12 protein-coding genes and 1 pseudogene are annotated in these 19,639 nt (G+C 68.4%); 9 read left to right on the forward strand and 4 right to left on the reverse strand.

Going from position 1 to position 19,639, the window contains the following annotated elements; genetic code table 11:
- The first annotated feature begins 34 nt into the window (after nt 1-34).
- On the forward strand, nt 35-1,663 hold the full coding sequence (locus ACIA12_RS29050) for an MFS transporter (protein ID WP_396370274.1): 1,629 nt from the start codon (nt 35-37) through the stop codon (nt 1,661-1,663).
- A gap of 270 nt (nt 1,664-1,933) precedes the next feature.
- Here ACIA12_RS29050 and ACIA12_RS29055 read toward each other — a convergent pair whose 3' ends face one another.
- Nucleotides 1,934-4,027 (reverse strand): MFS transporter, encoded by a 2,094-nt coding sequence (locus ACIA12_RS29055; RefSeq protein WP_396370276.1) that lies wholly within the window; start codon nt 4,025-4,027, stop codon nt 1,934-1,936.
- A gap of 82 nt (nt 4,028-4,109) precedes the next feature.
- On the opposite strand from ACIA12_RS29055, the pseudogene ACIA12_RS29060 reads away from it, so the two are divergent.
- A pseudogene (locus ACIA12_RS29060) lies at nt 4,110-4,865 on the forward strand (DUF3027 domain-containing protein); the annotation flags it as partial.
- Between the two features lie 275 nt (nt 4,866-5,140).
- Here the strand turns inward: ACIA12_RS29060 and ACIA12_RS29065 are convergent.
- Entirely contained in the window at nt 5,141-5,458 is a 318-nt protein-coding gene (locus ACIA12_RS29065; RefSeq protein ID WP_396370277.1) for a DUF2530 domain-containing protein, read from the reverse strand.
- Between the two features lie 63 nt (nt 5,459-5,521).
- Between ACIA12_RS29065 and ACIA12_RS29070 the strand changes: the two genes are divergently transcribed.
- Both ACIA12_RS29070 and ACIA12_RS29075 read left to right on the forward strand, forming a co-directional pair.
- Nucleotides 5,522-6,994: an NCS2 family permease gene (locus ACIA12_RS29070; RefSeq protein ID WP_396370278.1), complete on the forward strand. Its 1,473-nt coding sequence runs from the start codon at nt 5,522-5,524 to the stop codon at nt 6,992-6,994.
- A gap of 175 nt (nt 6,995-7,169) precedes the next feature.
- Nucleotides 7,170-9,659, forward strand: coding sequence for an ATP-binding protein (locus ACIA12_RS29075; protein WP_396370280.1), 2,490 nt, complete (start codon nt 7,170-7,172; stop codon nt 9,657-9,659).
- 147 nt (nt 9,660-9,806) lie between these two features.
- Here ACIA12_RS29075 and ACIA12_RS29080 read toward each other — a convergent pair whose 3' ends face one another.
- The gene (locus ACIA12_RS29080) at nt 9,807-11,159 is read right to left on the reverse strand and encodes an FAD-binding oxidoreductase (RefSeq protein WP_396370282.1); all 1,353 of its coding nucleotides are present in this window, start codon (nt 11,157-11,159) and stop codon (nt 9,807-9,809) included.
- A gap of 174 nt (nt 11,160-11,333) precedes the next feature.
- Between ACIA12_RS29080 and ACIA12_RS29085 the strand changes: the two genes are divergently transcribed.
- On the forward strand, nt 11,334-13,358 hold the full coding sequence (locus ACIA12_RS29085; protein ID WP_396370283.1) for a prolyl oligopeptidase family serine peptidase: 2,025 nt from the start codon (nt 11,334-11,336) through the stop codon (nt 13,356-13,358).
- On the opposite strand, the gene ACIA12_RS29090 is transcribed toward ACIA12_RS29085, so the two are convergent.
- A complete protein-coding gene (locus ACIA12_RS29090) occupies nt 13,291-14,388 on the reverse strand; it encodes a hypothetical protein (protein ID WP_396370285.1) in 1,098 nt (365 codons plus the stop codon). The two genes, ACIA12_RS29085 and ACIA12_RS29090, sit on opposite strands and share 68 nt — an antisense overlap.
- A gap of 58 nt (nt 14,389-14,446) precedes the next feature.
- Here ACIA12_RS29090 and ACIA12_RS29095 point away from each other — a divergent pair, with 58 nt between their 5' ends.
- The 4 genes from ACIA12_RS29095 to ACIA12_RS29110 all read left to right on the forward strand — a co-directional run bounded on the left by ACIA12_RS29095 (nt 14,447) and on the right by ACIA12_RS29110 (nt 19,523).
- Nucleotides 14,447-14,896 carry a MarR family winged helix-turn-helix transcriptional regulator gene (locus ACIA12_RS29095; RefSeq protein WP_396370287.1) on the forward strand — a complete coding sequence of 150 codons (450 nt, stop codon included), beginning with the start codon at nt 14,447-14,449 and terminating at the stop codon, nt 14,894-14,896.
- Complete coding sequence (locus ACIA12_RS29100; RefSeq protein WP_396370288.1) at nt 14,893-16,209, forward strand: MFS transporter; 1,317 nt, start codon at nt 14,893-14,895, stop codon at nt 16,207-16,209. Before ACIA12_RS29095 ends, ACIA12_RS29100 begins: the two co-directional genes overlap by 4 nt.
- A gap of 78 nt (nt 16,210-16,287) precedes the next feature.
- The gene (locus ACIA12_RS29105; protein ID WP_396370290.1) at nt 16,288-18,063 is read left to right on the forward strand and encodes an ATP-binding protein; all 1,776 of its coding nucleotides are present in this window, start codon (nt 16,288-16,290) and stop codon (nt 18,061-18,063) included.
- A gap of 62 nt (nt 18,064-18,125) precedes the next feature.
- The gene (locus ACIA12_RS29110; protein ID WP_396370291.1) at nt 18,126-19,523 is read left to right on the forward strand and encodes a mycothione reductase; all 1,398 of its coding nucleotides are present in this window, start codon (nt 18,126-18,128) and stop codon (nt 19,521-19,523) included.
- Nucleotides 19,524-19,639: the final 116 nt, after the last annotated feature.

The raw sequence follows: 19,639 nt of genomic DNA on the forward strand, positions 1-19,639 counted from the left end.
TGTGCGGCATAGACAGATCAATCGGAGGGGTGACATGAGCGCATCGGAGCTCACCGGTTCCAAGGCCGGACGCAAGGAATGGATCGCTCTCGGCGTGCTCGCGCTGCCGCTGCTGCTGGTCTCGATGGACGTCTCGGTGCTGTACTTCGCGGTTCCCTACATCTCGGCCGACCTCGGGGTGAGCGCGACCCAGCAGCTGTGGATCTTCGACATCTACGGCTTCGTACTGGCCGGCCTGCTGATCACCATGGGGTCGCTCGGCGACCGGATCGGCCGGCGCCGGCTGCTGATCTTCGGCGCGATCGCGTTCGGGCTGGCGTCGGTCGCCGCGGCGTACGCGCAGTCGCCGGAGCAGTTGATCGCGGCTCGCGCGGTGCTCGGGATCGGCGGTGCGACTCTGATGCCGTCGACCCTCGCGTTGATCCGCAACATGTTCCACGACGCGGCGCAGCGCGGGAAGGCGATCGCGTTCTGGAGTGCGGTGATGCTGGGTGGGATCTCGCTCGGGCCGGTGCTCAGCGGCGTACTGCTCGAGCACTTCTGGTGGGGCTCGGTGTTCCTGATCAACACCCCGGCGATGCTTCTGCTGCTCGTCCTGGCGCCGTTGCTGCTGCCGGAGTTCAAGGCGGCCGTGACCGGCCGATTCGACCTCTTCAGCTCGGTACTGTCGCTGGCCGGCGTACTGCCGGTGATCTGGGGGATCAAGGAGCTGGCCGCACATGGGGTTGATGGGCTGCCGATCGTCGCGATCGTCGTCGGGCTGCTGATCGGCTACGTCTTCCTTCGCCGGCAGCGGACCGCTGAGCACCCGATGATCGAGCTGGCGATGTTCCGCAACCGCGCCTTCAGCGGGGCGCTGGCCGCCAACACCATCGGCACTCTGGCGCTGGTCGGCAACGCGGTCTTCATGACCCAGTACCTGCAGCTCGTACTCGGCATGGGCCCGCTCAAGGCCGCGCTGTGGTCGCTGGCTCCGTCGGTCGTCGTCGGTGGCGCGGCCCCGTTGGGTGCGGCGCTGGCTCGCAAGATCGACCGGGCATACGTCCTCGGGTTGGCCTTCCTGATCGCCGCCGCCGGCTTCGCCGTACTAACCCAAATGCACGTAGACAGCAGCCTCGCCGTCCTGCTCGGCGGTGCAGGTCTCCTCGCCGGCGGCCTGGTCATGGTGATGTCCCTGGTCACCGAGGCCATCGTCGGCTCGGTAGCCCCCGAGCGCGCCGGCTCGGCCTCCGCCCTGATGGAAACCTGCAGCGAATTCGGCGGCGCCCTGGGCATCGCCATCCTCGGCAGCATCGGCACCGCCGCCTACCGCCACGACCTGCACCTATCCTCGTCGGTCCCCGCCGCCGCAGCCGACGCCGCCCACGAAGGCCTAGCCGGCGCCACCGCCGCAGCCGCCCAACTCCCGGCCAACCTAGCCACCACCGTCCTAGACGCAGCCCGCCACTCCTTCAGCCACAGCATGAACATCACCGCCCTAGTCGGCACCATCCTCCTGACCGCAACCGCAGTAACCATCACCCTCGTACTCCGCGGCACCACCCAAACCCCCACCGACACCCAAACCCCCACGGACACTCTCGCCCCTACCGGCACCCCCACCCCCGAGCCCGACCTCGCCGACGAAACCCCCCTCGCCCGCAGGGCAGTCGCAGTCAGCTGATCCATCCCCAATCGGACGAAGGCCCCCGGAACTCACCCGGTGGGTCTTCCGCCGTCCCACCCCTGAGGCGCCAACGGTGTCCCTCACTTCCGTTCGCGGGGTTCGCCCACTGCTCTGCCAAGGGGCGAACCCTCCAGCCAGGAGTTGACCCCCTCCGTTGGCCGACAGCGTGAAGCGACGAGCTTCGGATAGTTGGTGCCGTGGGTCAGTGGGGTGGGCGGCGTCGCGGAAGGGGCTAGCGGGGCGGGCGGCGGCGGAAACGGCTAGCGGCTAGCGGGGTGGGCGGCGTCGGCGGAAGGGGTTGGTGCGGCGGGGTGGTTCTGGGGTGGGGGCTGGGGGGCTGCTTGGGGTGGGGGGAGGTTGAGTGGGCTTGTTTTCTTGGGTTTTTTCAAGCGCCCAGGGGGCTTCGTCGACGGTGGTTTCGTCCTCGTCGGGTTGACCGCTCCACCAGCGGCCGGTTGGTGCGGGCGTGGGGCGGGGTGGAGGTGCGGGCGAGCGGTCGGTGCGTGCTTCCGGTGGGATGCCGCCGGGTGTGGTCGGCGTGCGTGCGTCGGTGTCGCGCCGTGCTGCGGGATGTGGGGCGTCAGAGGGTGCTGTGGAACCTGGGGTGTTGGGTGGCTGGATGGTGGTTGGGTCTACGCGTAGTTCGACGGTGGGCTCGGTGGTGCGGGCTGTTGCGGCGGCGCGGGCGCGGGCGGCTCGGCGTTCGGCGATTGATTCGGGCTCGCTGGTGAAGGGGCCGCTGGTGGGGGGCTCACTGGTGAGGATTGTGCGGGTGGTGCCGGGCTCGTGGGCCGGGCGGGTGGTGCTTGCGTCCGGGGCAGTACCGGGGGCGTGGTCAGGTACCGGGCGGGTTTCGCGGTGTTCGCCGGGGATGACTGTGCTGCGGGGGCCTGAGCCGTCGGCGCCGGTGGAGCGCGGGCGGGTCGGCGGTTGGGGAGCCGGCTTCTGGCGGATGACCAGGATGACGGCGAGGACCAGGACCGCGGCGAGGAAGCCGAAGCCGAGGCGGGGGATGAGGGGGAGCAGGATGCCGCAGCCGCCGCCGATCACCCAGGCCAGTTGGAGGACTGTCTCCGAGCGGGCGAAGACCGACGTACGGACCGTCTCCGGGACGTCGCGCTGGATCATCGCATCCAGCGACAGCTTGCCCAGCGAGCTGCACAACCCCGCCACCAGTCCGAGCACGATCAGCAACGGGAAGCCGTAGAGCACGGCGACGGCAACGGCCACCACCGTGTCGGCGAGCAGTACGGCGAGTACCACCGCCTCCGGTTTACGGGCCTTGAGCAACGATCCCGAAAGCGTGCCGAGGCTGTTCCCGATCCCGGCCGCCGCGATCACCGCCCCGGCCGCGACCACCCCGTCGATCCCGCCGATCGGTTTGTCGCGCAGCAGGAACGCCAGGTACATGGTCAGGAAGCCCGACACGAACCGCAGCCCGAGATTGCAGCGGATGCCGCGAGCCACCGCGGCAGTGATCGCCTTCCGCCGGGCATCGCGTCCCGCAGTACCGGTCATCTCTTCGCCGGCCGGCGAGTCGACGGCGCTCGGCAAGCGGATCGCGAGAATCAACCCGACTGTGTAGACCAGCGCCGCCCAGCGCAGCGACCACTCCGGCCCGATCGCGGCGAAGGCTCCCGCGATACCCGCGCCGATCGTCGCCCCCGCCACACCTGCGAGCGAGATGCGCGAGTTGGCGGTGACGAGGGTGACTTCCTTGGGGAGCAGCCGCGGTACTGCGGACGCACGCGTCACGCCATAAGCCTTCGACGCGACCAGGCATCCCAGCGCCGCAGGGTACAACCACGTCGAGCTGTTGTGGATCGACGCCGCCAGGCTCCACACCAGGAACCCGCGCAACCCGAGGGTCGCCCCGATCGCCCACCGCCGACCGTGCCGGAACCGGTCGAGCACCGGCCCGATCAACGGCGCCATCAACGCGAACGGCGCCATCGTCAGCAGCAGGAACAACGCGACCCGGTCCCGCGCCTGCGAACTCGGTACGGCGAAGAACACCGTCCCCGCCAGCGACACCGCGAACGCCGTATCACCGGCCGAGTTCACGAATCCCAGCTCGATCAACCGCGAAAGCCCGGATTCCCGCGCACCCTGCGCCCCGGTCAGCCCACGGATCCGCCGCCCGGTCGCCCTACCCACCCGCCCGGTAACCCCGGCAGTCTTCTTCGACACACTCGCAAAACCGGCCGCGCCGACCTTCGACGCATGCCCGACCTTCTTCCCCGCAGCGCCGACCTTCTTGGTGGCATCCCCGAGTCGCTCCCCGGTACTACGCTCAGGACCTGGTCGCGGACCGCCCTCGGCGCCTTGGCGCGGGTGGTTCTGGGGGTCCGGGCGTTCCATGTCACCATCCTGCCTTGTGCGGGGGACAGACCGGAGTCTCCACGCGGTTCGGATCGTGGCGGCGGCCGTGCGAGAATGACCGATTGTGACTCCCGTCAAGACTCCGGAACCGGTCCGCGCCAAGCCTGACGCCATCAGCGTCGCTGCGGTCGAGCCTGCTCGCGAGGCGGCGATCGTCGAGGCCGGCGCCGCTCAGGTGGGCGATCACCTCGGTTATCTGGTCGAGGGTGAGCGGCTCGTCACGCACTACTTCGCGTCCACCCACCCCGGCTACCGCGGCTGGCGCTGGGCGGTCACGGTGACCCGCGCCTCCCGCGCGAAGAACGTCACGATCAACGAGGTCGTGATGCTGCCGGGCGAGGAAGCCATCGTCGGCCCCGACTGGGTGCCGTGGTCGGAGCGCGTCCAGCCCGGTGACCTGCGGCCCGGTGACCTGTTCCCGACGCTGCCGGAGGACCCGCGGCTCGAGCCCGGCTACACCGACACGGGCGCGAGCGACGAAGTACTGGCCGTCGTCGAGGAGCTCGGGCTCGGTCGTGAGCGGGTGCTGTCGGTCGACGGTCGCGAGGACGCCGCCGAGCGCTGGTACGCCGGTGACTTCGGTCCGGCCTCGGCGATCGCGCAGGCGGTTCCGTACAAGTGCTTCGCGTGCGGTTACTGGATCCGGCTGAACGACAGCCTCGGGCAGGCGTTCGGCGCCTGTACCAACGAGATGGCGCCGGGCGACGGCAGGATCGTCTCCTACGACTACGGCTGCGGCGCGCACTCGGACGCCGTCATCGAGGCGCCCGACCACCCGTCCACGGAGCACGCCTTCGACACCACCGGGTACGACGACCTGCCGCTGAGCACCCTCGACGACGAGGTGGAGGCCGACGCCGTCCAGGTCGAGGTCGAGGCCGCCGCCGAACCGCCGTCGGACGACGAGGTCGAGATCGAGGCGATCGACGACGAGGCCCAGGCGATCACCGCCGGCGAACCTGAGGTCGAGGTCACCACAGCCGCCGAAGCAGAGGTCCGGGCGGCCGTCGCCGAGGAATCGGACGGCGAGATCCCGATGCCCACCGCCGCCGAGATCGAAGCGGAAGCAACCGCCAACTACTAGGCCGAGGCTCAGTCCTCGGTTTCGGGGCGGTGGCCGGCCTGGATGGCGGCCCAGCGGCGGCGGCAGTACAGCAGGCCGATCCAGCCGAGGCCGAAGCCGGCGACGGTGACCCACAACCACCACTCGTCGCCGTCCTTCTTCAGGTCCGAGCGGAAGATCAGCACCACCACGAACGCGACCGCCCAGGCGACGATCCCGAAGATCACCGTCGGGATCCCGGACAGATCCAGCGGCTTGACCTCGGCGTGCACGATCTCGCCACGAGCCAGCTGACTGGTCGGGTCGGTGCGCTTCTTCGGAGCCGGCGCCTGCTGGGGATCTGACACGCCACCACCTTAACTCTCCGGAATACCTCGCCAGCGGCCGACGCCACCTGGCACGATGCCGCCATGAGTTCGCGACGCGATGTCATCGCCCGCCCCGGGGCCGGCTTCCTGGATTCCTTCTTCAAGATCAGCGACCGCGGGTCGACGCTCGGCCGTGAGGTCCGCGGCGGGCTCGTCACGTTCTTCACGATGGCCTACATCGTGGTGCTGAACCCCCTCATCATCGGCACGGTCAAGGACGGCGCCGGCCAGTACATCGGCGGCGGTACCGACCCGGTCGCAGCGATCGCGAAGGTCGCTGTGGCCACCGCACTGGTGGCCGGTGTGGTGACGATCGCGATGGGCCTGGTGGCGAACTTCCCGCTCGCACTGGCCGCCGGCCTCGGCCTGAACGCGTTCATCGCGTTCAGCGTGGCGTCCAAGATGACCTGGGCGGACGCGATGGGCCTGGTGGTGATCGAGGGCATCATCATCTTGATCCTGGTCCTCACCGGCTTCCGCAAGGCCGTCTTCGAGGCGGTCCCGGTCCAGCTGAAGATCGCGATCAGTGTCGGCATCGGCCTGTTCATCGCGTTCATCGGCGTGATCGACGCCGGCTTCGTACGCCGTCCTTCGGCGCCCGGCGGCCCGCCCGTCGAACTAGGTGTCGGCGGCAACCTCCGCGGCTGGCCGGTGCTCGTGTTCGTGGTCGGCCTGGTCCTGGTGATCGCCCTGTACGCCCGCAAGGTGAAGGGCGCGATCCTGATCGGCATCCTGGCCGCGACCGTGCTGGCGATCGTGGTCGAGGCGATCTTCGACGTCGGCGGCCGGACCGACAAGAACCCCGGCGGCTGGGGCCTGAGCGTTCCGAAGCTGCCGGACGACTGGTTCAGCAAACCCAACCTGGACACGATCGGCGAGTTCAACCTGTTCGGCTCGTTCGACAAGATCGGCGTGATCTCCGCGCTGCTGCTGATCTTCACCCTGATGCTGGCCGACTTCTTCGACACGATGGGCACGATGACGGCGATCGGCGCCGAGGCCGGGCTGCTGGACAAGGACGGCAACCCGCCGCACGCGCAGCGGATCCTGATCGTCGACAGCGTCGCGGCCGCGGCCGGTGGCGCCGCCTCGGTGTCCAGCAACACGTCGTACATCGAATCGGCCTCGGGTGTCGGCGAGGGCGCCCGGACCGGGCTGGCCAGCGTGGTCACCGGGATCTGCTTCCTGATCTCGATGGTGGTCGCACCCCTGGTCACCCTGGTGCCGTACGAGGCGGCCACCCCGGCGCTGGTGCTGGTCGGCTTCCTGATGATGACGCAGGTGAAGGGGATCGACTTCGACGATCTCGAGGTGGCCATCCCGGCCTTCCTGACCATCATCCTGATGCCGTTCACGTACTCGATCACGGCCGGCATCGGGGCCGGCTTCGTCTCCTACGTGCTGCTCAAGCTGGTCCGTGGCAAGGCCGGCCAGATCCACCCGCTGATGTGGGTCGTCTCGGCCCTGTTCGTCGTGTACTTCGCGATCGGCCCGCTGGGGGACTGGCTCACCTGACGGTGACAGTAAGTGAGAGTCTCTCCAGTTTAGCCCGGGAAATCGATTACGGCCCGTTAGTTGTTTGCTAAATCATTGCCGTGAATCTGGGCCGGACGGCGTATTCCGGGCTACGCTCCCCAACGATGTACGGCGGCTCGGGGGACGTGTCGCCAGACCGACTGGGGAGTTCGGTGTGAGGCATGGACAGGCTCGTTTGATCGAGCGGGACCAACACGTCCGGGAACTGCTGGACGTGATCGGAGCAGGCGACAGCACGGCCGTACTCGTCACCGGCGAGGCAGGGATCGGCAAGACCAGCCTGATCAGGGAGATGGTGGCCCGGGTCGGCCCGGAGTACCGGGTGCTGGTCGGCTCCTGCGACGACTTCCTGGCGCCGCCGCTGCTGCAGCCGATCCGGGACGCCTTCCGGGTCGCGGGCGGCCCGATGGCGACGGCGACCCAGCCGGAGGCGGTGTTCAACGACTTCCTGGCCGAGTTCCGGCGGCCGACCGTGCTGGTGATCGAGGACGTGCACTGGGCCGACGACGCGACCCTCGACGTGCTGCGCTACCTCGTGCACCGGCTCGACCAGTTGCCGGGCGCAATCGTCGTCCTGACCTACCGCGAGGACTCGCTGGACGCCCGGCACCCGCTGCGCGGCTGGCTCGGTTCTCTCGCCGACGTACCGATCCGGCGGATCAGCCTGCAGCCGCTGTCCCGGGAGGCGGTCCGCTGGCTGGCGGCCGGTAGCGGCCGGGACGCCGACGAGCTGTACGAGCTGACCGGCGGCAACCCGTTCTACGTGACCGAGGTGCTGGCCGGCCCGGTCGACGCGATCCCGGCGACCGTCGTCGATGCCGTCCTGGCCCGCTTCAGCCGGCTCGACAAGGAGAGCCTGGCCGTTGTCGAGCAGCTCGCGGTCATCCCGAGGACGGTCGAGCTGGAGCACATCACCAGGGTGATCGGCAGCCGGCTGGACGGGTTGAGTCAGGCGGAGCAGTCCGGCGTACTGGAGACGCATGGCAACACGATCGGCTTCCGGCACGAGCTGGCCCGGCGTGCGGTCGAGCAGGCCCTGCCGCCGGTCCGCCGCAAGCTGCTCAACGCGCATGTACTCGACCTGATCATGCACTGCGACGAGGACGGCCACGGGGCGCGAGTAGTTCACCATGCCGTTGAAGCGGGCAACATCGACGTACTGCTCGAGCATGGTCCGCGGGCGGCCCGCGAGGCCAGCCGTGCCGGGTCGCACCGGCAGGCCCTCGCGCATCTGGAAGCAGTACTGCCGTACGCCCGACGCCTGGACGTGCCGGAGCGAGCGGCGTTGCTCGACGACTACGCGTGGGAGCTCCACATCGCGCACCGGTTCGCCGATGCGGTGGAGGCCGGGCACAAGGCGCTGGCGTTGTTCGGTCAGCTCGACGAGTCCGTGGCGCTGGTGGAGACCCAGATGCGCCAGTCGCGCTTCCTCTACATGGCCGGTGACACGGCGGCGGCGATCGCCATGTCCGATACGGCGATCGCGATCGCGTCGCGGGTCGGGACTGTCGCAGTACGGGCCTCGGCCGCCGCTGGTCGCGGGATGCTGCTGGCGCTCACCGGTGGCGCAGTGGAGGCGATCCCGGAGCTGGAGCGGGCGCACGAGCTCGCCTGCGAGGCGGGCCGGTCGGACATCGATGCGCTGTGCCACAACTATCTCGGCCTGGCCTGGTGTGATCTGGGATCGCCGACCGGGCTGAACCATCTGCGGACGAGCATCGAGCTGGCGACGCAGACGGGTGACTACGAAGCCGTTGCCCGCGGCTACACCAACCTCGCTGAGATGCTGTACCGCGAGACCCACTGGACCGAGTTGGCCGAGTGCGTGCGGGACGGGCTGGAGTATGTCCGGGAGCGGGGTTTCGGCTCGCACGCGTACAACCTCGAGGTCCACCAGGCTCTGCTGGATCTGCGGCGTGGGGAGTGGGCGGCGGCCGAGAAGCGGCTGCGGCGGCTGATCGACTCGGTGGACGACCAGGGCATGCTGTCCGTACTGAGCCTGTCCAGCCTGGGTCGCGTACTAGCTCGGAGGGGTGCCCCGGACGCGGGCGACCTGCTCGCTGACGTGTGGCAGCGCGCTCGACGGCAGCGGTCGCTGACCGGGCTCGCCTATGCGGCGACGGCGTACGCCGAATGGGCCTGGCTCAACGACCGGCCCGACCTGCTGGCCAGCATCCGCGACGAGATCCGGCACCTGACCGAGATCCAGGCGTTCCGCCGGCTGCCGGGGAGCTACGGCTGGACCAATCCGGACGACCCGTACGAGCGGGCGCTCGGGCTGGCCGAGTCGGACGATCCGGACGACGCGCTGCGGGCGCTGGAGACGCTGGACAGGCTTGGTGCGGCGCCGGCCGCTGCCATGGTCCGGCGCCGCTTGAAGGAGCTTGGCGTGGCTAGGATCCCCCGAGGAGCCCAGACACGGACCCGGCAGAACCCTCGCGGGCTCACCGAGCGCCAGCTCGAAGTACTCGTACTGCTCGCGGACGGCCTGACCAACCCGCAGATCGCGGCCGAGCTGGTCCTGTCGACCAGAACGGTCGACCGCCACGTCTCCGCGATCCTCGCCCGCCTCGACGCCCGCACCCGCCATGAGGCCGCCGCAGCAGCCCGCTCGCTGGGGTTGTCCCGCGAACGCTCTGCCTAGCCTTGGTGCAGTGAGCGGGGCTCGGCGAGAGCCCCGCTCACTGGGGAAGGAGCCCCGCGGCGGAGTGCCGGGGAGGGCGGCTCCGCCCGGCGAGACCCGGGAGGTTGGATCTTCGACGAGCCGGCGAGGTGATCGGCTCGGCATTGGTCAGACCAGCGGGCGGTTGCCGCGGACTACGTTGGTGGGGTCGACTCGGTGCTTGATCTCGCGTAGTCGGGTCAGGGTGGCGGGTGGGTAGATGTCCTCGACCGGTTCGCCGTGCGCCATCGTCGGGGGCAGCAGGCCGCCGGCCCAGGGGGCCAGCCCGCTGACCACAGTGTCGATCTCGGCCTGGATCGCCGGGCCGTGCTCGGGCGCCATCGCCAGTCCGCCGAGCAATACGAAGTACGGGTCGGTCATCGTGCCGACCGCGGACTCGTGCGCTCCCGGCCGGGTGAAGGCGCCGCCGACGTGGCGGACCTCGACCAGCATCAAGGGCGACGGCTGCGGGCGATCCAGCACGAGCTCGAGCAGCGCGTCGGTCGTGTACTGACTGAACTCCTTCAGCATCGCGACCTTGCCGATGGCCGGCATCGGGTCCTCCGGCTCCTGGGCGATCTCGCCGACCCGGTCGAGGCCGACCTCACCGACGGTGTCGACCAGCGGCTCGGCCACCGCGCGGATCGGCGCGAGCAGCTTCTCCGCATCCTCGCCGTCGCCGAGATAGATGGAGTCGATCGCGACCATCCAGCGGCCCCGCATCGGCGGCGGGACGAACTCGAGATCCGGCATGTTGATCAGCCAGGCCCACAGGCTGAACGCGTCCGGCGCGTTCTGGGTCACCTCGCTGAAGGCGCGCAGGAGTTCGCGGGCGTCCTCGGCGTACCACATCATCCTGCCGCCGTAGATCGCCGGCTCGGGCAGCAGTTCGATCTCCATCGCGGTGACGATGGCGAACTCGCCGCCCCCGCCGCGCAGCGCCCAGAACAGGTCCGGGAAGGCGTCCTTGGTGACTCGCAGATGGTGGCCTTCGGCATCGACCACTTCGAACGCGCGGACGTGGTTCGCGGCGAAGCCGTGCTTGCGGCCGAACCAGCTCACGCCTCCGTTGAGGGTGTAGCCGACCACGCTGGGGTCGCCGCTGCTGCCCGGCAACGAGGTCAGGCCGGTGCCGGTCAGTGCCTTGTTCAGGTCGCGCCAGCGGACGCCGGCGCCGACCCGCGCCACGTCCTCGGCGAGGTCGATCGAGTCCAGCGCGCCCGTGCGGAGCAGGATCATCCCTTCGCTGCCGGTCGCTTGCGAAGCGCCGTGCCCCACCGGCTGAGCCCCCACGGTCAGCCGGTGGCGGCGCGCCAGGCGGATCGCCGCCTGGACGTCCTCGGTTCCCGTCACGTGCACGATGGCGGCCGGACGCTGGTCGACCAGCAGGAACCAGGCCTGCCGTTGCACGTCGTACTCCGGGTCGCCAGGGCCGAACACCTCGCCCTTGACCGCAGCGCGCAACTCCTCGATCAGTGTCATCCGGTCTGCATCCTTCGCTCGTACGTTTCGGTGTCTCCATTGGACGTCGATGGAGCCGCTGCCCACATCGGTCAGGCCTGCTCACATCTGGGGGTCCGCCTACCCACATCAGCCGGTATTGGTAGACTGACTCCCATCTGGGTGTCCCTTTCAGGGCTGCCCAGACTCCTGTTTATGGACACCAACGCGTTCCCCGCCCAGTCGGCCCGCACCCGCCGCTTCACCCTCGGCCTACCCCGCGACTTCACCCTGTCCCCGGACGGCCACCGCGTACTCTTCCTCCGCACCCGCGGCCCCGAAGACCCAGTCGCCTGCCTCTGGCTCCATGTCGGCACCGAGGAACACCTGCTCGCCACGGACGTCAGCACCTACACCACCGACGCCGCGATGAGCACGGTCGCCTACACCACCAACGGCGAACTCTGGAGCCTGACACCTACTGCTGCCGAAGGCAGCTCACCCACGCACCTACCAACCGCCGGCTCAGTGACCGACCCTCGCCTCGATCCAACGGGATGCCGCATCGCCTACGTCAGCGGCCGGTCGCTGCGGGTGGTCGACGTTGCTGGCGGCAACGATCGGCTGGTTGCTTCTGACGACGACCCCGAGGTGAGCTGGGGTGTGGCCGAGTACATCGCCGCCGAGGAGATGTACCGGACACGCGGACACTGGTGGTCGCCGGATGGCACCCAGCTCATGGCAACCAGAGTCGACCTGACCCCGGTCCAGCGCTGGTGGATCGCCGACCCCGCCAACCCCGCCGAGCCACCCCGCCAGGTCCGCTACCCCGCCGCGGGCACCCCCAACGCGCTGGTCTCGCTCCACACCTTCGACCTGGCCGGCGGCTCCACACAGCTGCGCTGGGACAGTACGGCGTACGAATACCTGGCAACCGCCGACTGGGATGCTCACGGCCCCCTCCTCAGCGTCCAGTCCCGCGACCAACGCACCCTCCAGATCCTCGCCGCCGACCCCAGTACCGGCGAGAGCCGAGTGCTGCACGAGCAACACGACACAGCCTGGGTCCAACTCATCGACGGCGCCCCCGCCAGGACCGCCTCCGGCAAACTCGTCCACACCGAGGATGCCGGCGACACCCGCTACCTGACCGTCGACGGCACCCGCGTCACCCCGGACGGCCTTCAACTCCGGGTGGTACTCAAGGTCGATGGCGAGTCAGTCCTCTTCCTGGCCAGCGACGAGCCCACCGAGTGCCACCTCTGGCTGTACGACGAAACAGGCCTCCAGCAACTGAGCGACGGCCCCGGCTCCCATGAGGGCTACCGCGCAGGCAACACGCTCCTGCTCAGCTCCAACACCGAGGCTGGCCGTACATACGTAGTACGCCGCGACGGCCAGGACCACCCCATCACCTCCCACGGCGCCGCACCCGCTGCCGCCCCACGCATGACCTGGCTACAAGCTGGCGACCTGAAGATCCGTACAGCCCTCCTGCTCCCGTCCTGGCATCAACCAGGTTCAAAGCTCCCAGTAGTCATGGCCCCGTACGCCGGCCCAGCGATGTCCCTCGTCATGAAGATCGCCGCCCCCTGGTTCTACAAGGCCCAGTGGTACGCCGAGCAAGGCTTCGCCGTCGTCATCGCTGACGGACGCGGTACGCCGGGCCGCGGCCCCGCCTGGGAGAAGACGGTCCACCGCGACCTCCTCAATGCCCCCATCGCAGACCAGATCACCGCACTGCACGCCGCAGCGGAGTACTGCCCAGATCTGGACCTGACCCGCGTCGGTATCACCGGCTGGAGCTTCGGCGGCATGCTCGCGACCGCCGCCGTACTACGCCGGCCCGATGTCTTCCATGCGGGCATCTCCGGAGCAGGCCCGGCTGAACAGCGCCTGTACGACACCCACTGGCGCGAGCGCTTCCTGGGCCACCCGGACGAGTACGCCGACGACTACGACCGCTCATCCACCGTCAACGAGGCGGCCAAGCTCGAGCGTCCACTACTCCTGGTTCACGGCCTCGCCGACGACAACGTGTTCGCCGCCCATACCCTGCGCCTCTCAGCAGCGCTGCTGAAGGCGGGCCGCCCCCACCAGGTCCTGCCGCTGACAGGTGCCGCTCACTCGCCCACCGATGAAGCCACCGTTGTTGGCCTGCTCCTGCACGAGCTCAACTTCCTGAAGTCGGCGCTGGGAGCAGGCGAGCCCGCAGCTCCAGGTACTCCGCCCGGGCGGTGAACAGTTCGCGCAGCTCGACGGTGACGTTGTCGAGGAAGTCGGTGCGGTAGGTCGCGTCCGTCATCAGTGAGATCGAGTAGTACAGCCCGGTGAAGGTCGCGATGCCGACCGCGACCTTCACCAGGGTCGCGCTGAGCAGCAGCGGATGGTCCAGCAGGATGAACTGGTGTGACCAGCTGCCCGGGTCGATGCCCCACAGCTCGTAGACGTGACGGCTGATCGCGAGCAGGCCGAAGCCGACGAAGAACAGGCCGACTCCGGCGCTGACCACGAGGACCTGCATCCACTGCCGGATCACCAGGCTGATGCTCAGGTTCAGCCGCTGGATCCCGCGCAGGGGTGGACCTGACGCGGTGTCGCGTTCGATCTGGTCGAGTTCGCGCGGCAGGCGCAGTACCAGGAACAGGTTGCTGAGCAGGGCGAAGGCCGCGGCCAGGAAGGCGATGAAGGCGGCCGGCATGCCGGCGAACACCTGCCACATGTCGGCGGTCATGAACAACACCAGCGAGAACACCAGCAGCAGCGGCAGGGCGCGGACCAGGCTGGCCACCGAGTTGCCCAGCTCCGAGCCGAGCCGGTGCAGTCCCCACAACGTCGTACCGATCAGGCCGTAGCCGACCACCGCATAGACCACGCCGACCAGCAACAGGTTGCCCAGGGCGACACCGAAGAACTGCCGGAGCTGGACCTCCGTGGCCAGCGGCAGCAGCGCCGGCAGCAGCACGAAGACCGCGAGCTCCGGGGTCCCGAAACGGGTCGGGAAGGACCAGAACCGGCGGCCGCGGAAGCCGTTCAGCAGCCCGAAGCCGGCGATCAGCACGACCAGCCCGCCGAGGCCGGCGAGCAGGTTCTGCCACCACTTCCACTCCAGCGAGGTGGCGCCGAGCATCTCCACCAGGAAGACCAGCACCAGCACCGGCGTCGCCCGGCTGAAGATGTCGTGCGTCGGCGAGAAGTCCTCGATGAAAAGCGGCAGCCCGGCGCGCCGGAAGCGCTGCTCGTACCGGGCCAGCTCCGGTGGTGTCCCCATGCGCGGAACACTAGCCTAACCTGTTTTGTTAGCAAAGGTAATGAGTTATGCTAACGACATGCCCGAAATCGTCGCCCAGCAGGTGAAGAGTGATGTCGGACTGGCGAGCGCCCTGAGGTCGTCCACGTTGCGGTTGTCCCGGCAGATCCGCCGGCAGCGCGTCGAGGGCCACGACCTGACCGCGAACCAGCTCGGCGTGCTCGGTGCGCTCGGCAAACACGACGCGATGACGATCGGCGAGCTGGCCGCGCACGAGCAGGTCAAGCCGCCGTCGATGACGCGGATCGTGTCGAACATGGAGGAGGCGGGCCTGGTGGTCCGCCGGCCGCATGAGACCGACAAGCGCCAGATCGTGGTCGACCTGACCCAGGCCGCGCACGACCTGATCCAGGCCAACCGGCGCCGGCGCGACGAGTGGCTGCAGACGAAACTGAAGAAACTCACCCCTGAGGAGCGCGACATCCTGCGCAAGGCAGCACCTGTTCTCGAACGCCTGGCGGCCACATGAGCCCGACCTTCCGCGCGTTCAAGGTCCGCAACTTCCGGCTCTACGCCACCGGCGCGATCATCTCCAACATCGGCACCTGGATGCAGCGTGTCGCCCAGGACTGGCTGGTCCTGGAGCTGACCCACTCCGGTACCGCCCTGGGCATCGTCACCGGCCTCCAGTTCCTCCCGGCGCTGCTGATCTCCCCGTACGCCGGGCTGATCGCCGACCGGTTCCCCAAGCGTCGCGTGCTGACCTTCACCCAGATCGCGATGGGCGCCGTCGCGCTCGTCCTGGGCACGATGACGGTGACCGGCGTGGTCGAGGCCTGGCACGTCTACGCGCTCGCCTTCCTGTTCGGGATCGGCACCGCGTTCGACGCGCCGACCCGGCAGGCGTTCGTGGTCGAGATGGTCGGCAAGGACGAGCTGTCCAACGCCGTCGGCCTCAACTCGGCCTCCTTCAACGCGGCCCGGCTGATCGGCCCCGGGCTGGCCGGGTTGCTGATCCACTGGATCGGTACCGGGCCGGTGATCATCATCAACGGCTTCAGCTACGCGGCGGTGATCCTGTCGCTGCACCTGATGCGCACCAACGAGCTGCACACGCCGAAGGTGGCGGCCCGGGAGAAGGGCATGATCCGGGACGGGATGCGCTACCTGTGGCGCCGGCCCGACCTGATGATGGTGCTCGTCGCGGTCTTCTTCGCCGGTACGTTCGGGCTGAACTTCCAGATGACGTCCGCGCTGATGGCCACCCAGGCCTTCCACAAGGGCGCGGGGGAGTACGGCATCCTCGGCTCGATCCTGGCGATCGGCTCGCTGGCCGGCGCGCTGCTGGCCGCCCGGCGAGTTCGGACCCGCGCCCGCCTGGTGATCGGCGCGGCCCTCGCCTTCGGCCTGATGGACATCGTCAGCGGCCTGATGCCGACGTACCTGTCCTTCGCGGTCGTCCTGCCGCTGGTCGGCTTCACCGCCCTGACGATGCTGACCGCGGCCAACGCGACCATGCAACTCGGCATCGAGCCGACCATGCGCGGCCGGGTGATGGCTCTCTACATGACGGTCCTGATGGGCGGTACGCCGCTCGGCTCACCGTTCATCGGCTGGATCGGCCAGTCGTTCGGCGCCCGCTGGTCGCTGATTGTCGGCGGCGCCATCACGATGCTCGGCACCACCGCCTCGGTCCTGTACTTCTCCCGCCGCCGGGGCCTCGCGATCCGCCCCCGGCTGCTGCCCCGCCCTCGCCTGGACGTCCTAACCCCCACCACAGACCTCCTAGGCGAAAAATCCACCCTCACCGAGAGCCCTGCCAGCAAATCTCAGGTTGCTTAGGCGAGGATCGCCGCCGTCCCACCCTTCGATATGTAGACTCTACAAATAATAAGTAGACTCTATGTATCGAGGTGCGCGGTGTTGGATGCGGAAAGTCTCGAGTCGCTGGTGGAAGAACTCCGTGAGATCGGTAGCGACTTCGCCTCCGTCGAGGTCAAGGCCGGTGAGCGTGGACTTCCTCGGAGCGTGCGAGAGACGCTCAGCGCTTTCAGCAACGGCCATGGCGGACTGCTCATCCTCGGGTTGGCTGAAGAGGACGGGTTCGGTCCGGTGCCCGGTTTCGACGCCGCCAAGATTCGGGACGACCTGGCCTCCTGCTGCAGTGACGAACTGACGCCACCGGTTCGCGCCGAGATCGAGATCCTGCAGGTCCACGGCGCCCATGTCGTCGTGGCGGATGTTCCCGAACTGGACGGACGACAGAAGCCTTGTTATGTCACCGCCCGCGGCCTGGCGACCGGCTCCTACCTGCGCGGTGGTGATGGGGACCGGCGACTGACGCAGTACGAGATCCAGCAGCTGTTCGCCAATCGTGGTCAGCCGCTCGAGGACGACGAGATTGTCGCGGAAGCCGGCATCGACGATCTGGACCGCGATGCCGTGACACTGCTGCTGAGTCGTGTCCGGCGCAATCAGCCACGGGTGTTCGCCGCCGTCCCTGACGCGGAGGCCTTGCTGCGCCTGCACGTGGCCAGGCTCGATGACGAAGGTACTCCGCGTCCGACCCTGGCAGGTCTGCTCGCGCTCGGGATCTACCCTCAGCAATTCTTCGCCCAGCTGGCGGTCAGCGTTGTCGTGGTCCCGGGTACGAGAATGGACCAGGTCGACGACGGCGGTCGCCGGTTCATCGACAACCGCACCATCGAAGGTCCCATCCCGGCGATGGTCGACGAGGCGTTGTCCGCCCTTCGCAACAACATGGCTCACCGGTCGGTCGTGGACGGGGTCGGACGCCTGGATGTGCCGGAGTACCCCACCGAAGCACTCCGGGAGGCGATAGTGAACGCCTTGATGCACCGTGACTACAGCCCCGTCGGGCGGGCCACCCAGGTGCAGATCGAGATGTACGCCGATCGCCTGGTGATCCGCAACCCGGGTGGTCTGTTCGGCACGGTTACCGAGGAGGAACTCGGCCTGGATGGCATGACGTCGAACCGGAACAGCAGACTCTCGCGTCTTCTGCAGGACGTCGTCGTGCCGGGTACCGATCGAGTCGTCTGCGAGAATCGCGGTAGCGGCATTCCGACGATGATCGCCCAGTTGCGCAGGGCTGGAATGGATCCGCCGGAGTTCCGGCCGACGCTGTCGTCCTTCGAACTGACATTGCCGCGGGCAACTGTCCTGGATGAGGAGACCGTGAACTGGCTCAGCGGGTTGCGGGAGCCAGGCCTCGGACACGAACAGCGGGTCGCGCTGGCGCTGATGCGCCAAGGGCATGAAGTCACGAATGCCACCCTTCGACGGTTGGGGCTGGAGAGACACGAGGCGACGACTGCGCTGCGTGACCTGGTCGACCGCGGTTTGGTGTTCTCCACCGGCGGCCGGAAGTACGCAAGGTATGCGCTGCGTCAGAACCTCGCCGAGGGCCATCGATCGCTCTTCGACGACCTCTTCGATGACGTCCCGGCCGCGGCGTCCGGTCAGGGCCGGGCGGGCCGGCCGAGCCGGAGCGCAGAGATTCAGCAACTCTTCGACAACGGCCAGACGCTGACGGCCCATCAGGTAGCTGACGCGACCGGACTCGGTCTCGCCATGGTGCGGCGCTATCTGGCGCGGCTGGTCGAAGCAGGGCGGCTTGTCGCCACCGCGCAACCGACCGATCGGAAACGTGCGTATCGCCGAGCCGGTCGCTGAGCCGTAAGGGTCAGCTAATGGCTGGCGGTGGGTCGGCTTGAGGGACACGCGCACAATGGGGTGTGACTCATTACGACTTGGTGGTTGTCGGGACCGGCTCGGGGAACACGATCGTGACCAAGCAGTTCGCCGACCGGAAGGTGGCGATCGTCGAGCGCGGCGTCTTCGGCGGTACCTGTCTCAACGTCGGGTGTATTCCGACCAAGATGTTCGTCCACACGGCGGACCTGGCGGCGGTACCGTCGCACAGTTCCCGCCTCGGCGTGGACGAGCAGCTCACCGGGGTGCGGTGGCCCGACATCCGGGACCGGGTCTTCGGGCGGATCGACCCGATCTCCGCGAGCGGAGCGGAGTACCGCGAACACCATCCGAACAACGTCAACGTCACGCTGTACCACGGCACCGGGCGGTTCACGGCCGAGCGTGAGCTGACGGTGACGGCGAACCACGGTGGCGAGACCGAGGTGCTGACCGCTGATCAGTTCGTCCTCGCCGCGGGCAGCCGGCCGATCGTGCCGTTCATCCCGGGGCTGGAGGAGACCGGGTTCCACACCTCGGACACGATCATGCGGCTGCCGGAGCTGCCCCGCCGGCTGGGGATCATCGGGAGCGGGTTCGTCGCGGCGGAGTTCGCGCATGTGTTCTCGTCGCTCGGGGTCGAGGTGACGCTGATCGCGCGTTCCGACCGGATGCTGCGGCACGAGGACAGCGAGATCGCCAAGCGGTACACGGAGCTCGCTGCGGAGAAGTACACCGTGAAGCTGCTGCACGAGACGGTTCACGTGTGGCGGCGCAACGACGCGATCATGCTCAAGACGCTCCACCCGGACGGCGCGGACGAGATCGAGGTCGACGAGCTGCTGGTCGCGGTCGGCCGTACGCCGAACTCCGATTTGCTGGACGTCGAGGTCACCGGGGTCTCGGTGGAGAAGGACGGGCGGGTGGTGGTCGACGAGTTCCAGCAGACGTGGGCCGAGGGGATCTACGCGCTTGGGGACGTCTGTTCGCCGTACCAGCTGAAGCATGTCGCCAACCACGAGGCGCGGGTGGTCCAGCACAACCTGCTGCACCCTGACGACCGGATCAAGTCCGACCACCGGTACGTCCCGCACGCGGTCTTCGGCTCGCCCCAGGTCGCCTCCGTCGGCCTCACCGAGGAAGAGGCGATCGACCAGGGCATCCCGTACGCTGTCGGCCGCGAGGCGTACGCCGACATGGCCTACGGCTGGGCCATGGAAGACACCACCGGCTTCGCCAAAATCCTCGCCGACCCCGAAACCGGCCTCCTCCTCGGCGCCCACATCATCGGCCCCCAAGCCTCCACCGTCATCCAGCCCATCATCCAGGCGATGTCCTTCGGCCTAGACGCCCACACCATGGCCCGAGGCCAGTACTGGATCCACCCCGCCATGCCAGAACTAATCGAAAACGCCCTACTCAACATAAAACTGAAGAACTAAAGAGCTACAGGCAAGAGCTACAGGCAAGAGCTACAGGCAAGAGCTACAGGCAAGAGCTACAGGCAAGAGCTACAGGCAAGAGCTACAGGCAAGAGCTACAGGCAAGAGCTACAGAC

It is taken from the genome of Kribbella sp. NPDC051620 (genome assembly GCF_044453825.1).
In the GTDB taxonomy this organism is placed as follows: Bacteria; Actinomycetota; Actinomycetes; order Propionibacteriales; family Kribbellaceae; genus Kribbella.

Coding starts and splice junctions, on each gene's coding strand:
- ACIA12_RS29050 (WP_396370274.1), top strand. CDS start 35: ATGAGCGCATCGGAGCTCACCGGTTCCAAGGCCGGACGCAAGGAATGG.
- ACIA12_RS29080 (WP_396370282.1), bottom strand. CDS start 11,159: ATGACACTGATCGAGGAGTTGCGCGCTGCGGTCAAGGGCGAGGTGTTC.
- ACIA12_RS29055 (WP_396370276.1), bottom strand. CDS start 4,027: ATGGAACGCCCGGACCCCCAGAACCACCCGCGCCAAGGCGCCGAGGGC.
- ACIA12_RS29095 (WP_396370287.1), top strand. CDS start 14,447: ATGCCCGAAATCGTCGCCCAGCAGGTGAAGAGTGATGTCGGACTGGCG.
- ACIA12_RS29070 (WP_396370278.1), top strand. CDS start 5,522: ATGAGTTCGCGACGCGATGTCATCGCCCGCCCCGGGGCCGGCTTCCTG.
- ACIA12_RS29090 (WP_396370285.1), bottom strand. CDS start 14,388: ATGGGGACACCACCGGAGCTGGCCCGGTACGAGCAGCGCTTCCGGCGC.
- ACIA12_RS29085 (WP_396370283.1), top strand. CDS start 11,334: ATGGACACCAACGCGTTCCCCGCCCAGTCGGCCCGCACCCGCCGCTTC.
- ACIA12_RS29100 (WP_396370288.1), top strand. CDS start 14,893: ATGAGCCCGACCTTCCGCGCGTTCAAGGTCCGCAACTTCCGGCTCTAC.